Raw genomic sequence first — 15,659 nt, 5'->3', positions numbered from 1 at the left:
GTGGGGCGTTGCCGGATCTACCAGGTGCCGCCCGGCCGGCCAGCGGGCGGGCCTGCCCGGGACCGGGACTCGTACGGCGGCTGCGGGCCCCGCCGGCCCCGCCGGACCTGTGCGCCGTCGGCCTCGAGGCCCCGTCGGCTCCGGGGCCGCAGCGGGTAGCCCCCGTGGCCCGACAGGCGCGTACGGCGGTCTCCGCGGCCGTGGCAGGCACTACGGCGCCCCGTGGGAGCCCAGCAGGCGCTACGGCCCCGTGGAGCCCAGCAGGCGCATGCGGAGCCGGGCAGCCGCCTATGGGCCCCTCTGGCGGCTGCCGCGTACGCGTCCCGCGCGTTCGTCAGATGCGCATGTCGTCCAGCGGTCCCCGGCCGATGCGCATGTCGTCCTGCGGTCCCCGTCAGATGCGTACGCCCTCCTGCGGTCCCCGGCAGACGTGTATGACGTCCCGCGGCCCCCGGCAGCCCCCTACGCCGCCCCACGGGCCCCGGCAGGGGTACGACGCCCCTCCCAGCCCAGCCCGACCAGCAGGCGCCTGTGGCTCACTCGCCTACGGCTTGCCTTGCCTTGCCCTGCCCCGGCCCAGCACAGCCCAGCCTGCCCGGGCCACCGCCGTGGGTGAGCCCACACGGCTCATGGCGGCATTCACGGCCGTCCCAGAGCCGCCTCAGCCTGCGCCCGGCAGGCACGCAGGGCAGGGCAGGCACGCCGGGCCGGGCAGGCCAGCCCGGACACGTGCCGCGCCCCTACCGACCACCTCCCGGTCAGACGCCCTCCCGGCCCTCCGACAGGTCCCTGGCCTCCGCGCCCGCGCCCTCCCGACCCTCCGACAGGTCCCTGGCATTCGCGCCGTCGACGGCTCCCTCTCCGACTCCCTCCCCGGCTCCGTGTCCGGCGCCCTCCCCGGCTCCCTCCGCCTCGTCGGCCGGTCGGTCGTCCGTAGGGGCGGTGGGGGCGGTTGGGGCGGCCCCGGGAGCCCCCCGGAGGAGTTCGGCCAGCAGGCGGATGGCGCCGCGCTTGTGGAGCGGGTCATTGCCGTTGCCGCACTTGGGGGACTGGATGCAGGAGGGACAGCCGGCCTCGCATTCGCAGGAGGCGATCGCCTGGCGGGTGGCGCTCAGCCACTCCGCGGCGGTGTGGAAGGCGCGTTCGGCGAAGCCGGCGCCGCCGGGGTGGCCGTCGTAGACGAAGACGGTCGGCAGCAGGGTGTCCGGGTGGAGCGGTACGGAGACCCCGCCGATGTCCCAGCGGTCGCAGGTCGCGAAGAGCGGCAGCAGGCCGATCGAGGCGTGCTCCGCGGCGTGCAGCGCGCCGCCCAGTTGCTCGGGGCCGACGCGGGCGGCGTCCAGTTGGTCCTCGGTGACGGTCCACCAGACCGCGCGGGTGCGCAGTGTGCGGGGCGGCAGGTCGAGCTTGGTCTCGCCCAGGACCTCGCCGGTGATCAGCTTGCGCCGCAGGAAGGAGACGACCTGGTTGGTGACCTCCACCGAGCCGAAGCACAGCCGCGCGTCCCCCCAGGGGACCTCGGTGTCGGTTTCGAGGATGGCGATGGCGGTGGTGTCGCGGGCGGTCGTGGAGTACGGCGGACTGGCCTCCTCCACGAGGGCGACATCGTCGTCCAGGTCCAGCCGTTGGACCACGTAGGTGCGGCCCTGGTGGAGGTGGACCGCACCGTCGTGGACGGTGGTGTGCGCGGCGGCGGCGTCCACGGTGCCCAGCAGCCGCCCGGTGCCGGCCTCCACGACCTGCACGGGTGCGCCGCCCTGCCCGCGGATGTCGGTGAGGTCGGCGGCCCGTTCGCGGCGCGTCCAGTGCCAGGCGGTGGCCCGCCGTCGCAGCAGGGACGCGGCCTCCAGCTGCGGCAGCAGTCCGGCTGCGGTGGGCCCGAAGAGCGGGAAATCGGCTTCGGTGAGCGGGAGTTCGGCGGCGGCCGCGCACAGGTGCGGGGTGAGCACATAGGGGTTGTCGGGGTCCAGGACGGTGGACTCGACGGGCTGGTCGAAGAGCGCCTCGGGGTGGTGGACGAGGTAGGTGTCGAGCGGGTCGTCACGGGCCACGAGTACGGCGAGCGCGCCCTGCCCAGAGCGCCCGGCCCGGCCCGCCTGCTGCCACAGGGAGGCGCGGGTGCCCGGATAACCGGCGATGACCACGGCGTCGAGCCCGGAGACGTCCACCCCCAGTTCGAGCGCCGTGGTGGCGGCCAGGCCCAACAGGTCGCCGCTGTGCAGGGCCCGCTCCAGGGCGCGTCGCTCCTCCGGCAGATAGCCGCCCCGGTAGGCGGCGATCCGCCCGGGAAGCGAACGGTCGACCTCGGCGAGCCGTTCCTGCGCGATCAGCGCGATCAGCTCCGCGCCGCGCCGGGAGCGCACGAAGGCCACGCTCCGTACGCCCTGCACCGCGAGGTCGGTCAGCAGGTCGGCGGTCTCGGCGGTGGCGGTACGGCGGACCGGGGCACCCTGCTCCCCGTGGAGCTCGGTCAGCGGCGGCTCCCACAGGGCGAAGACCACCTCGCCCCGCGGCGAGGTGTCCTCGGTGATCTCCACCACGGGCAGACCGGTGAGACGGGTCGCGGCGTGGGCCGGCTCGGCCGCCGTGGCGGAGGCGAGCAGGAAGACCGGCTCGGAGCCGTACCGCGCGCAGATCCGGCGCAGCCGGCGGATCACCTGGGCGACATGCGAGCCGAAGACGCCCCGGTAGCTGTGGCATTCGTCGATGACCACATAGCGCAACGCCCGCAGGAAGGAGGACCAGCGCGGGTGCGACGGCAGGATGCCGCGGTGCAGCATGTCGGGGTTGGTCAGGACGTAGTTGGCGTACTGGCGGACCCACTCCCGCTCCTCAACGGGCGTGTCACCGTCGTACACCGCAGGGCGGACGGCGCTGCCCAGCGGGGCGGCCAAATCGCGCACGGCGCGCCGCTGGTCGGCCGCCAGCGCCTTCGTGGGGGCCAGGTACAGGGCCGTGGCCCCCCTGCCGTTCGGGGCCTCGGAGCCGTCCAGGAGGGTGGAGAGCACCGGCGCGAGGTACGCCAGCGACTTGCCCGAGGCGGTGCCGCTGGCGACCACGACCGACTCGCCGCGCAGCGCGTGTTCGGACATCCGTGCCTGGTGGGCCCAGGGGCGATCGATTCCGGCCGAACGGATGGCGTCGATCACTTCCGGCCGGATCTGTTCCGGCCAGTCGGCATGGCTGCCGATGCGCGGGGGCAAGTGCTCCGTATGAGTGATGCGCGCAGCGCGGGTCGCGCCCCTGGCGAGACGTTCGAGAATCATGCCTGGGGTAGCACGCGCGCCCGCATCCGGCGGGAGTCGATTGGAGGCCATCGGCACCGAGTGTGTCACCGGCATGACGGACAATGCTCAAAGGGCGTCGTGCACGCCTGCTGGTAAGTGATTGAATGCCATCGCGGCTGCCAGATCCGCCCCTACCTTCGGTGGGGAGGCCCCAGGGGGGCGACCGCTCGATAGCAAGGTGCTGGAGGATCCGTGGACCTGTCCCTGTCGACCCGGACCGTTGGCGACCGTACGGTCGTCGAGGTCGGTGGCGAGATTGATGTATACACCGCGCCCAAGCTGCGCGAGCAGCTGGTCGAGCTTGTGAACGACGGAAGCTACCACCTCGTGGTGGACATGGAACGTGTCGACTTCCTGGACTCCACGGGGCTCGGCGTGCTGGTCGGCGGGCTCAAGCGGGTGCGTGCCCATGAGGGCTCGCTGCGCCTGGTCTGCAACCAGGAGCGCATTCTCAAGATCTTCCGAATCACCGGCCTGACCAAGGTGTTCCCGATTCACACCTCGGTCGAGGAAGCCGTCGCAGCCACCGACTGACGGTTCACCGGTCCCCCGCGCCGGCCCGGCGCGGGGGGAGGAAGTGGCGGGGGGTTCCGGACGCGTGTCCGGCCCCCTGCGTCGCACGCCCGCATAACGAGGGGGATGGCATGGCCACCGTCGAACTTCGCTTCAGCGCCCTTCCCGAGCACGTCCGCACCGCACGCCTGGTTGCGGCTGCCGTGGCGCGGCGTGCAGGGGTCGACGAGGCCGTGCTGGACGAGGTGCGGCTCGCCGTGGGCGAGGCCTGCAGCCGCGCCGTGGGGCTGCACGAGAGCCATGACATCTCCTCGCCGGTGCGGGTCCTGCTGATCGAGGACGAGAAGAAGTTCTCCATCGAGGTGGGCGACGGCGTGCCCGGCGGCCTGGGCGCCGCCGGTTCCCAGGGCGCCGAGGCGACCGAAGGGGTCGCGGAGGGCGATGCCGAGGGCGAGGACGAGATGGGCCTCGCGGTCATCAGCGGGCTGGTCGACGACGTCGAGGTGACCGCCGGCAAGGAGGGCGGCATGATCCGGATGACCTGGCCCACGACGACGGCGGCAACGCTGCCGTAACCGCTGCCCGGGCCCTTCTCTGCCCGGCGGCCATCCCGGCCCCGCACCCCGCACCCTGCGCCCTTCGCTGCCTCGCGCCCTTCCCGGCCCGGCGGCATCCCCTCACACCGCGCGCCTTCCAGCGGTCTGCCCGGCGACCCGCGTGTCCCGAGCTGCCCGGCGACCTGCGTGCCCCAAACTGCCCGGTGGCCTGCGTGCCCTGAGCCGTCTGCTCCCTGGCCCTCTGGCCCCTCCGCCCCTGGATCCCGCACCCCCGGAGCACTCCCTTCCCCGGAGCACTCCCTTCCCCGGAGCACTCCCTTCCCCGGAGCACTCCGAAGCCCAGCGCCATCCCGGCAGCGTCACTCCGTGCCCCCCCATGCCCGTCATGCCCCTCATGCCTCTCCGGGATGTCTCTCCGGGCGTCTCCGGGCGTCTCCGGGCCTCTCCGGGCGTCTTCGGAGCTGTCCGGGCGTCTCCGAATGTCGTCCGCGCGTTGCCGCTGCGCCCCGCCGAGGTCTGCACGCGCCCGGTGGGCAGCCGCCTGCGAACGCCACGAGCGGCTCCCCGGCCGGCCCGCCGCTGACCGCCCTCGTCACCGCCGCGCACCCCGTCGCCCACCGACCGGGGCGTTGCGATCCGGACTCGATCTGACGGCCTATCACCACCTCCCAGGTGCGCTCCCCGGGGGCCGGGCCACTCGTTCGGCCGCGGCCGTGCGGCTCAATTCTCACGCCCGTCCCGCGCGCCACAATCGGCCCCGCTCCGCCGGCTGCGTCCCGTGAGCAGCGACGATCAGTGGCCGGGTGCAAAGACGATCAGTACGAAAGGGAGATCATCGGGTGGGAGTCAGTGAATTCACGGCTTTCCTTCGTCCGGGCGAATTCTGAGCGCCGTCGGCCTATTGATCTTCGCGGCTACCGGCGAATTCCCTTTGAGGCGCCCTGTTTTGATCAACCAGGGCTCCCTACAATCCCGTCCACATCTTGCTCAGGACGCCTGAGCGTGCTTCCGCGCGCCCATGTGCCAAACGTCAAGGAGGACGAATGGCGGGGCCTTACACCCCTCAGTTGCTCGACACCCCCTCTTTTCTGGCCGGTCCCTCACTGACGGCGGGCAACCGCAGCATCGTGCTGGTGATCGCCGTGGTTGCCCTGGCGGCACTCGCTGTCGCGGCGGTGCTGGTCCGCCAAGTGCTCGCGGCCGGTGAGGGAACCGACAGTATGAAGAAGATCGCGGCGGCCGTGCAGGAAGGCGCAAATGCCTACCTGGCACGGCAGTTGCGGACCCTCGGGGTATTCGCCGTCGTGGTGTTCTTCCTGCTCATGCTGCTGCCCGCGGACAATTGGACACAACGTGCCGGTCGTAGCGCCTTCTTCTTGATCGGCGCCGCATTCTCAGCGGCCACCGGCTATATCGGCATGTGGCTCGCGGTGCGCAGCAATGTGCGAGTGGCGGCGGCCGCCCGGGAAGCGACGCCGGCCGAGGGAGACAAGCGGGAAAAGGATCTTACGGCGGTTTCCCACAAGGCGATGAAGATCGCTTTCCGTACCGGTGGCGTCGTCGGCATGTTCACCGTGGGACTGGGGCTGCTTGGAGCGTCCTGTGTGGTGCTCGTGTACGCCGTCGACGCGCCCAAGGTGCTGGAGGGCTTCGGCCTCGGCGCCGCGCTGATCGCGATGTTCATGAGGGTCGGCGGCGGCATCTTCACCAAGGCCGCCGACGTCGGCGCCGACCTGGTCGGCAAGGTCGAACAGGGCATCCCCGAGGACGACCCGCGCAACGCCGCCACCATCGCGGACAACGTGGGCGACAACGTCGGTGACTGCGCCGGTATGGCGGCCGACCTCTTCGAGTCGTACGCGGTGACGCTGGTCGCCGCGCTCATCCTGGGGATGGCCGCCTTCGGTGACGCCGGGCTCGCCTTCCCGCTGCTGGTGCCGGCCATCGGTGTGCTCACCGCGATGATCGGCATCTTCGTCGTCGCCCCCCGGCGCCGGGACCGCAGCGGGATGACGGCCATCAACCGCGGCTTCTTCGTCTCCGCGGGGATCTCACTGGTGCTGGTGGCCGCCGCGGTCTTCAGCTACCTGCCGTCCAGTTACCGCGACCTGACCGGGGTCACCGACCCCGCCGTCCTGGGCCGCAGCGGCGACCCGCGGGTGCTGGCGCTGGTGGCGGTCGCGATCGGCATCGTGCTCGCCGCGCTGATCCAGCAACTGACCGGCTACTTCACCGAGACCAACCGGCGGCCCGTACGGGACATCGGCAAGACCTCGCTGACCGGCCCGGCCACCGTCATCCTCTCCGGCATCTCGGTCGGCCTGGAGTCGGCCGTCTACTCAGCGGTGCTGATCGGGCTCTCCGTCTACGGGGCGTACCTACTGGGCGGCGCCTCGATCATCCTGGCGCTGTTCGCGGTGGCGCTGGCCGGCACCGGCCTGCTGACCACCGTCGGCGTGATCGTGGCGATGGACACCTTCGGCCCGGTCTCCGACAACGCGCAGGGCATCGCCGAGATGTCCGGCGATGTGACCGGTGACGGTGCGAAGGTGCTGACCGACCTGGACGCGGTCGGCAACACCACCAAGGCGATCACCAAGGGCATCGCCATCGCGACGGCCGTGCTGGCCGCGTCCGCGCTCTTCGGCTCGTACCGGGACGCGATCGCCACCGCCGTCCGTGACATCGGTCGGGCCGCCGGCGGGATGGGCCTCAGCCTGGACATCTCGCAGCCCAACAACCTCGTCGGGCTGATCCTCGGCGCCTCCGTCGTCTTCCTGTTCTCCGGGCTGGCGATCAACGCGGTGTCGCGGTCGGCGGGCGCGGTGGTCTTCGAGGTGCGCCGGCAGTTCCGCGAGCGGCCCGGGATCATGGACTTCTCCGAGAAGCCCGAGTACGGCCGGGTCGTCGACATCTGCACCAAGGACGCGCTGCGCGAGCTGGCCACGCCGGGGCTGCTGGCGGTGCTCACCCCGATCGCGGTCGGCTTCGCGCTCGGCGTCGGTGCGCTCGGCTCGTTCCTGGCGGGCGCGATCGGCACCGGCACGCTGATGGCGGTCTTCCTCGCCAACTCCGGCGGCGCCTGGGACAACGCCAAGAAGCTGGTCGAGGACGGCCACCACGGCGGCAAGGGCAGCGAGGCGCACGCCGCGACGGTCATCGGTGACACCGTCGGCGACCCGTTCAAGGACACCGCGGGCCCGGCGATCAACCCGCTGCTGAAGGTCATGAACCTGGTGGCGCTGCTGATCGCGCCGGCCGTGGTCAAGTTCTCGTACGGCGACGACAAGAACCTCGGGGTCCGGATCGGGGTCGCGCTGCTGGCGGTCGCGGTCATCGTCGGTGCGGTCTACGTCTCCAAGCGGCGCGGAATTGCCGTGGGTGACGAAGACAACTCCGAAGATCCGGAGAGCATCGCCAAATCGGCGAAGACGGTGGTGGCTTCCTAGCCGGGAAGCACCGCCGGAAGGGCTCGCGGACCGCTCAACTGGGCGGGTGGACGGCGTCTTTAGGGGATGCCGGCCGCCCGCCCGTCGGCTGTCCGGGCCGTCGTGCGGTCCGCGCCCGGCGCTTGGTGCAAATGGCTGCAATGAGGGCGGGACGGGATGCCCGACCCAGGGGCCAGACCCTTTGGACGTGTATGTTCCGGGGCCGAGAACCATGGAAGGGACCAATCCGGTGAACAAGAAGCTTGTGGCTGCACTGTCCGGCGGTGCCGCACTGGTGCTCGCGCTGACCGGCTGCAGCGAGGACAACACGAAGAAGCTCAACAGCTGGGCGAAGACGTTCTGCGATCCCGCGCAGGCGCAGTTCAAGAAGATCCAGGACGCCAACGCCGCCATGCAGACCGCGGACAGCGGCAGCACGGACTCCAAGAAGGTCCAGCAGACGGATTCGGCGGCCTTCCAGAAGATCTCCACCGCCTACGCCTCGCTGGCCAAGGCCCTGGACCAGGCCGGGCCGCCCCCGACCGAGGAGGGGAAGCAGGCCCAGCAGAACGCCGTCAAGGAGCTCAACTCGCTCTCCAAGGGCTATGCGGACCTGCAGAAGCAGGTCAACAAGCTCGACACCTCGGACAAGCTGAAGTTCGCGGACGGCCTGCGGGACCTGTCCAACGGCATCAACAAGCTCAACAAGCAGAGCGAGACGGCCTTCAAGAACCTGGAGGCCGGTGACGTCGGCTCGGCGATGGCCAAGCAGAAGGGTTGTCAGAACCCGGCCGCCTCCGGCGCCCCGGCTCCCACGCCGTCCTCGAAGTCCTGACGCGGCACCACACGGGACGTCATCGCGCCGGCGGGACGGGCAGCGGACAGCGCTGATCGACCGGCCGGACGCACCCCGCGCCGCAGCGGCCGTACGGCCCGGCGACGCGCCCGGGAAGGGCGTGGCGCCGGGCCGTCGCCGATTGTCGGCGCCAGGGCCGACAATGGGGGGCGTGAGTACGCACCTCCCCACCGCAGACGTCCAGGACCCCGAGAGCAACGCCCGCACCGCCCGGTTGCGGGAGGCGCTGCTGTCCGCCGCCTTCACCGCCGACGGGCTGTTGGAGCTGCTCGGCGCACCGGCGTACGCCGCGCTGGCCCGCAGCGAGACCGTCCCCGCACTGCGGGCGACCCGCGGCGAGGGCCCGCTGGAGACGCTGGTGCGGCTGTTCCTGCTGCAGCGTCCGGTGGAGCAGGGGCGCGCCCGCGCCGCCCTCCCGGTGGAGGACTGCCTCGCCGACGGCTGGCTGGTGCGCGACGGCGACGAGCTGCGCGCCACGGTCGACGTGCGCCCCTACGGCGGCCCCGAGGGGCAGGACTGGTGGATCGTCTCCGACCTGGGCTGCGCGGTCGGCGGCGCCGGCGGCATCCGGAGCGCCGCGGAGGCGGACCGCGCCCAACTGGTGCTGGGCGTCGGCGGCGCCTCCACGACGCTGGCCGGGATCACCGTCCGCCGGCCGGTCGGCAGGGCGCTCGACCTCGGTACGGGCTCCGGCATCCAGGCGCTGCACGCCGCCCAGCACGCCAGCCACGTCACGGCCACCGACCTCAACCCCCGGGCGCTGCGGATCGCCGCGCTGACGCTGGCGCTCTCCGGGGCGCGGCCGGCGGAACTGCGGGAGGGCTCGCTGTTCGCGCCGGTCGGGGACACCACCTACGACCTGATCGTGTCCAACCCCCCGTTCGTGATCTCGCCGGCCGGGCCCGGCGGGGCCCGGCTGACGTACCGCGACGGCGGGATGGCTGGCGACGACCTGTGCCGGACGCTCGTCCAGCAGTCCGCGGCGCACCTCAACGACGGCGGGTACTGCCAGCTGCTGGCCAACTGGGAGCACACGGCGGGCGAGGAGTGGCACGACCGGCTGCGCTCGTGGGTGCCGCGGGGCTGCGACGCCTGGATCGTGCAGCGCGAGGTGCAGGACATCACCCAGTACGCCGAGCTGTGGCTGCGGGACGCCGGCGACCACCGCGGCGGCGCCGAGGAGTACGCCGCGCGCTACGACGCCTGGCTCGACGAGTTCGAGGCGCGCAAGACCAAGGCCATCGGCTTCGGCTGGATCACCCTGCGCAAGTCCGGTTCCGACTCCACGTCCGTCACGGTCGAGGAGTGGCCGCATCCGGTCGAACAGCCGCTGGGGGACTCGGTCGTGGCGCACTTCGCCCGCCAGGACTTCCTGCGGAAGACGGACGACGCGGCGCTGCTGGCCGGGCACTTCCGGCTCGCCGACGAGGTGGTGCAGGAGCAGGTCGGGCTGCCCGGGGCGGAGGACCCCGAGCATGTGGTGCTCCGTCAGAACCGCGGTATGCGGCGCGCGACGAAGGTGGACACGGTCGGCGCGGGCTTCGCCGGGGTGTGTGACGGCTCGCTGCCGGCCGGCCGGATCCTGGACGCCATCGCCCAGCTCGTCGGCGAGGACCCGGTCCTGCTGCGGGACCGGACGCCGGCCTCCATCCGGATGCTGGTCGAGCAGGGGTTCCTGGAGCCGGTGGCGGCGGGGGACTGACCCGCCCTCCCCGCGGGCGGCGGGGACGGTCAGGAGCGGCGGGGGCCGGGCGGGCGCCGTTCATCCGGCGTTCGTCCGCAGGCCGCCCGGGGGTGCCACGCTGCGCGCATGGAGAGTGGACCCGAGGCGTTCGCCGGTGCGGCCTTCGCGCTGTTCGGCGCCGGACTGCTGCTGTGGACGGGTGTGCGCGTACGGACCGGTGCGCCGGTCGCCGAGGGCGTCAGCCGGCCGGTGGCCGCCGCGACGGCGCTGCTGGCCGGGGTGGTGTTCCTGGCCACCGGGGGCTGGCTGCTGGCGGCCCTGTAGCCGCGCCCGCGGGGTGCCCGGGAGGGGGATTACGTCCACTTCACGCCAGTTCCGTAACAGCTGCCCGAAAGCTGGCCGATATGCGTCGGTACGTGGAACTTCCGCGGGCGGCTGGGCATGTTCCTCAGTGAAGTCACCAGCGGCCCGAGGGCCCATCCACGTCTGTGAGGAACGAACTTCATGAACCGTGCACTTCGCTTCGCCACCGTCGGCGTCATAGCCGCTTCCCTGCTCGCCGGGGGCTCGGCCGCCGCCTTCGCCGCGCCGCAGGACCTCCACACGGCCCGGCCCGCCGCCGCCACCGCCCCGGCCGCCGCGTCCCTGACGGCCAAGGCCAGCGTGACCACGGTCAAGGCCTGGGAGCAGTTCCGGATCTCCGGCGCAGCCAAGGGCATTGCGGCGGGCAACAAGATCACTGTCCAGCAGAAGCAGGGCACCAAGTGGGTCTCGCTGCCCGCGCAGGCGCCGATCAACAAGAGCGGCGCCTACTCGGTGCGGGTCAAGCTCGGTATCAAGGGCGTCAACCACCTCCGCATAGCGTCGGGCAGCACCCTCTCGCCGCAGGTCACCGTCACCGTTCGCTGACCTGAGCGCCCTGGTCACCCCACGAGGTTGCGGGCGACCATCCACACCGCGGCAATGCTGAACACCACGGCATTGCCGCGGGCGTTCAGCTTCAACCGGTAGGGGCGGCCGCGGAGCCCCGCGACCAGCCAGCGCACCGCGACGTACGCCACGGCCGGTACGCCGAGGGTGAGCAGCACGGCGTTGTCGTGGAAGGCCGTCACGACATCGCCGTGCATCAGGTCGTACGCCATCCGCGTGCCGCCGCACCCCGGACACAGGATTCCGGTCATCATCCGGAACGGGCAGGGGATCAGTGCCTGCCCGGGCCGGTGTGGATCGGTGTGCCAGAGGTAGAGGGCGGCGGCCGCGCCGACGCCGAGCGCGAGCGACGCCTGACGGACGGTCCGGTTCCGGATCGTCGCCCCAGTGGGCGGCCCGGCCGGCTGCACGGTCTTCACACGCTCAGCGACCGTGCGTAGTTGACCTGGTTGAGGACGTACATCACCTGCTCGCGCGACTGCACCGGGACCATCGTCGAGTGGTGCCGGCCTCCGCTGTTCACTGTGACCTGTACGAATCCCGTGGTCACCCGCTCCTTCATCAGCAGGAAGAGCAGCCCGAGCAGACAGAAGAGGAAGAAGACGATGGCGAGCACCACGGCGTGCGTCGGGATCTTCTCCTCCGTGCGCGACATGTCCGTCGCCGTCCAGATGGCGCCCTTGAGCGGCATCGGACCGGCCGGCGTCATGATCGTGTCGCCGCTCACCGCGATGTCCCCCAGCGACAGCGCCATCCCGCCGGGCTGCGGACCGGCCGGGAAGCCACCGGGCGCCGGCGGCGGGGTGCCCGGTGCGAAACCGGGCGGCGGCGTCGGCGCGCCGGCCTGCGGGTAGCCGTAGCCCGGGCCACCGGGTGCGCCGGCCTGCGGGTAGCCGTAACCGGCGTCGGATCCGCCGAGCGGCGGGGCGGTGTACGGATTCTGGTCGGGCCGGCCGGGCGGCTGCTCCGGCGGAGGGCCGGGGTACTGGTGCGCCATGGTGAGATTCCCCCCGAAGGTGTGTGATGACGGCGGTGCCCGGCCCGGGCGGTGCGCCGTGCCGGGGGCATCCTGCGTCCATCCTGCCAGCCCCCTCACCTGCCGTATCAGGGTGATGACGGAATCCGACGCAGCGTGTGAGATACGCCCCCCACGCCCAACCGGCCGCGGCGGTGGGTCCGGCGCGGTGCAGGCGATCGGTCACTCTGTGAGATCAGCGGAGGTGCGTGCGGGCGCGACGCGCCGGGGGCGTCCGGCAGCGGCGCCGGGAGGGGGCGGGGACCCGCCATGATCCACGGGTGCCGCCCCGGGCCCGTACCGGACGGCTGATGCGGTCCGGGCGGCATGAAGGCATGTAGTCGGGTTACCGTTCGAGTGGCGTTGCGGGGTTTTTCCGTTTGACACGGGGGCGGGAGGTACCGTCACACTCCGCAGCGTCAAGCGTCACCAGTGCGCCCCCGCATCCGGCCGGGGGGCACTTCCAGCGCCGACCGGAGAGAAGAGCGAAGTTGTCCCCGACCAGCGAAGCCACAGGAGGAGGCGGCGGCCGCCGACTCGTCATCGTCGAGTCGCCTGCCAAGGCCAAGACGATCAAGGGCTACCTCGGCCCTGGCTATGTGGTCGAGGCCAGTGTGGGGCACATCCGCGACCTGCCCAACGGCGCAGCCGAGGTCCCGGCGAAGTACAAGGGGGAGCCCTGGGCCCGGCTCGGGGTGAACGTCGACGCCGACTTCCAGCCGATCTATGTGGTCAACAGCGACAAGAGGGATCAGGTCAAGAAGCTCAAGGAGCTGCTGGCCGAATCCGACGAGCTCTTCCTCGCCACCGATGAGGACCGGGAGGGCGAGGCCATCGCCTGGCACCTCCAGGAGATCCTCAAGCCCAAGGTGCCGGTCCACCGGATGGTCTTCCACGAGATCACCAAGGACGCGATCCGCGAGGCCGTCGCCAACCCCCGCGACCTGAACCAGAAGCTGGTCGACGCCCAGGAGACCCGCCGGATCCTCGACCGCCTCTACGGCTACGAGGTCTCGCCGGTGCTGTGGAAGAAGGTCATGCCGCGGCTGTCTGCCGGCCGGGTGCAGTCGGTGGCGACCCGCCTCGTCGTCGAGCGGGAGCGCGAGCGCATCGCCTTCCGCTCCGCCGAGTACTGGGATCTGACCGGCACCTTCTCCACCGGGCGCGCCGGTGACGCTAGCGACCCCTCGACGCTGACCGCCCGGCTGAACTCCGTCGACGGCCGCCGGGTCGCGCAGGGCCGCGACTTCGGCCCCAACGGGCAGCTCAAGAACAACGAGGTGCTGCACCTGGACGAGGCGAACGCCCGCGCGCTCGCCGCCGCCCTGGATCACACCGACTTCGCGGTGCGCTCGGTCGAGTCCAAGCCCTACCGCCGCTCTCCGTACGCCCCGTTCCGCACCACCACCCTCCAGCAGGAGGCCAGCCGCAAGCTCGGCTTCGGCGCCAAGGCGACCATGCAGGTGGCGCAGAAGCTGTACGAGAACGGCTACATCACCTATATGCGTACGGACTCCACCACGCTCTCGGACACCGCGGTCGCCGCGGCCCGGGCGCAGGTGACGCAGCTGTACGGTGCCGGGTACCTGCCGGACAAGCCGCGCACCTACGCCGGCAAGGTCAAGAACGCCCAGGAGGCGCACGAGGCGATCCGCCCCTCCGGCGACCGCTTCCGCACCCCTGCCGAGACCGGCCTCACCGGCGACCAGTTCAAGCTCTACGAGCTGATCTGGAAGCGGACCGTCGCCTCCCAGATGAAGGACGCGACCGGGAACTCCGTCACCGTCAAGATCGGCGGCAGGTCCTCCGACGGCCGGGACGCCGAGTTCACCGCGTCCGGCAAGACCATCACCTTCCACGGCTTCCTCAAGGCCTATGTGGAGGGAGCCGACGACCCGAACGCCGAGCTGGACGACCGCGAGCGCCGGCTGCCGCAGGTCGCCGAGGGCGACGGGCTGGCCGCGCGGGAGATCAGCGTCGACGGGCACGCCACCAAGCCGCCCGCCCGCTACACCGAGGCCACCCTGGTCAAGGAGCTGGAAGAGCGGGAGATCGGTCGGCCGTCGACGTACGCGTCGATCATCGGCACGATCCTCGACCGCGGCTATGTCTTCAAGAAGGGCACCGCGCTGGTCCCCTCCTTCCTGTCGTTCGCGGTGGTCAACCTCCTGGAGAAGCACTTTGGCCGGCTGGTCGACTACGGCTTCACCGCCAAGATGGAGGACGACCTCGACCGCATCGCCCGGGGCGAGGCGCAGTCCGTGCCGTGGCTGCGGCGCTTCTACTTCGGCGAGGGCCACGGCGAGGGTGGTGCCGCGGACGCTGGCAACGGCGACGGCGACCACCTCGGCGGACTGAAGGAGCTGGTCACGGACCTGGGCGCGATCGACGCCCGGGAGATCTCCTCCTTCACCGTCAGCGACGACATCAAGCTGCGGGTCGGCCGCTACGGCCCGTACGTCGAGCGCGGCGAGAAGGGCGAGGAGGGCCACCAGCGGGCCGACGTCCCCGACGACCTGGCGCCCGACGAGCTGTCGCCCGAGTACGCCGAGGAGCTGCTGGCCAAGCCCAGCGGTGACTTCGCGCTGGGCACCGACCCGGTCAGCGGCCACGAGATCGTCGCCAAGGACGGCCGCTACGGCCCGTACGTCACCGAGGTCCTGCCCGAGGGCACCCCGAAGACCGGCAAGAACGCGGTCAAGCCGCGCACCGCCTCGCTCTTCAAGTCGATGTCCCTGGACACCGTGACCCTCCAGGACGCGCTCAAGCTGATGTCGCTGCCGCGGGTCGTCGGTGCGGACGCCGAGGGCGTGGAGATCACCGCGCAGAACGGCCGGTACGGCCCGTATCTGAAGAAGGGCACCGACTCGCGCTCCCTGGAGAACGAGGAGCAGCTCTTCACCATCACCGTGGACGAGGCGCTGGCGATCTACGCGCAGCCCAAGCAGCGCGGGCGGGCCGCCGCCAAGCCGCCGCTGAAGGAGCTGGGCACGGACCCGGTCAGCGGCAAGCCGGTGGTGGTCAAGGACGGCCGCTTCGGCGCGTACGTCACCGACGGCGAGACCAATGCGACCCTGCGGCGGGACGACGACGTCGAGACGATCACCCCCGAGCGCGGCTACGAGCTGCTGGCCGAGAAGCGCGCCAAGGGGCCGGCGAAGAAGACCGCCAAGAAGGCGGCCAAGAAGGCGCCGGCGAAGAAGACGGCGGCGAAGAAGACCACCACGGCGAAGAAGACGGCGGCCAAGAAGACCACCGCCAAGAAGACGACCGCCAAGAAGGCCACCGCGAAGACCGCGGCGGCAAAGAAGACGGCGGCGTCGGCCGAGGAGTGAGCCCCGCGCGCCCCTTGCGGTGCGCGGGAGTGGGCGGACCCGGCGGACATGATC

At 71.7% G+C, this 15,659-nt stretch carries 11 protein-coding genes; 8 read left to right on the top strand and 3 right to left on the bottom strand.

What is annotated here, in order from left to right:
- Positions 1-758: 758 nt before the first annotated feature.
- On the bottom strand, positions 759-3,203 hold the full coding sequence (locus tag AB0G84_RS13795) for a DEAD/DEAH box helicase (RefSeq protein WP_361319930.1): 2,445 nt from the start codon (positions 3,201-3,203) through the stop codon (positions 759-761).
- A 276-nt stretch (positions 3,204-3,479) separates the two neighbouring features.
- Between AB0G84_RS13795 and bldG the strand changes: the two genes are divergently transcribed.
- The 7 genes from bldG (at position 3,480) to AB0G84_RS13760 (ending at position 11,234) form a co-directional block, all read left to right on the top strand.
- The gene (gene bldG / locus AB0G84_RS13790; RefSeq protein WP_030412609.1) at positions 3,480-3,821 is read left to right on the top strand and encodes an anti-sigma factor antagonist BldG; all 342 of its coding nucleotides are present in this window, start codon (positions 3,480-3,482) and stop codon (positions 3,819-3,821) included.
- 110 nt (positions 3,822-3,931) lie between these two features.
- Positions 3,932-4,375 (top strand): ATP-binding protein, encoded by a 444-nt coding sequence (locus tag AB0G84_RS13785; RefSeq protein ID WP_361319474.1) that lies wholly within the window; start codon positions 3,932-3,934, stop codon positions 4,373-4,375.
- Between the two features lie 1,025 nt (positions 4,376-5,400).
- Positions 5,401-7,806 carry a sodium-translocating pyrophosphatase gene (locus AB0G84_RS13780; protein WP_361319472.1) on the top strand — a complete coding sequence of 802 codons (2,406 nt, stop codon included), beginning with the start codon at positions 5,401-5,403 and terminating at the stop codon, positions 7,804-7,806.
- Positions 7,807-8,035: 229 nt separating this feature from the next.
- Positions 8,036-8,620, top strand: coding sequence for a small secreted protein (locus tag AB0G84_RS13775; RefSeq protein WP_361319470.1), 585 nt, complete (start codon positions 8,036-8,038; stop codon positions 8,618-8,620).
- A 172-nt stretch (positions 8,621-8,792) separates the two neighbouring features.
- On the top strand, positions 8,793-10,343 hold the full coding sequence (locus AB0G84_RS13770) for a methyltransferase (RefSeq protein WP_361319468.1): 1,551 nt from the start codon (positions 8,793-8,795) through the stop codon (positions 10,341-10,343).
- Between the two features lie 108 nt (positions 10,344-10,451).
- On the top strand, positions 10,452-10,649 hold the full coding sequence (locus tag AB0G84_RS13765; protein WP_361319466.1) for a hypothetical protein: 198 nt from the start codon (positions 10,452-10,454) through the stop codon (positions 10,647-10,649).
- Positions 10,650-10,829: 180 nt separating this feature from the next.
- Entirely contained in the window at positions 10,830-11,234 is a 405-nt protein-coding gene (locus AB0G84_RS13760) for a hypothetical protein (RefSeq protein WP_361319464.1), read from the top strand.
- Positions 11,235-11,248: 14 nt separating this feature from the next.
- Here AB0G84_RS13760 and AB0G84_RS13755 read toward each other — a convergent pair whose 3' ends face one another.
- Both AB0G84_RS13755 and AB0G84_RS13750 read right to left on the bottom strand, forming a co-directional pair.
- On the bottom strand, positions 11,249-11,665 hold the full coding sequence (locus tag AB0G84_RS13755) for a DUF2752 domain-containing protein (protein ID WP_361319927.1): 417 nt from the start codon (positions 11,663-11,665) through the stop codon (positions 11,249-11,251).
- Positions 11,666-11,670: 5 nt separating this feature from the next.
- Positions 11,671-12,252 (bottom strand): hypothetical protein, encoded by a 582-nt coding sequence (locus AB0G84_RS13750; protein WP_361319462.1) that lies wholly within the window; start codon positions 12,250-12,252, stop codon positions 11,671-11,673.
- 509 nt (positions 12,253-12,761) lie between these two features.
- Between AB0G84_RS13750 and topA the strand changes: the two genes are divergently transcribed.
- Complete coding sequence (gene topA, locus AB0G84_RS13745; protein ID WP_361319460.1) at positions 12,762-15,605, top strand: type I DNA topoisomerase; 2,844 nt, start codon at positions 12,762-12,764, stop codon at positions 15,603-15,605.
- The last annotated feature ends 54 nt before the right edge of the window (positions 15,606-15,659 follow it).

The organism is Streptomyces sp. NPDC020742, assembly GCF_040641675.1.
GTDB lineage: Bacteria > Actinomycetota > Actinomycetes > Streptomycetales > Streptomycetaceae > Streptomyces.
This window is presented reverse-complemented; position numbering and strand designations above follow the sequence as displayed.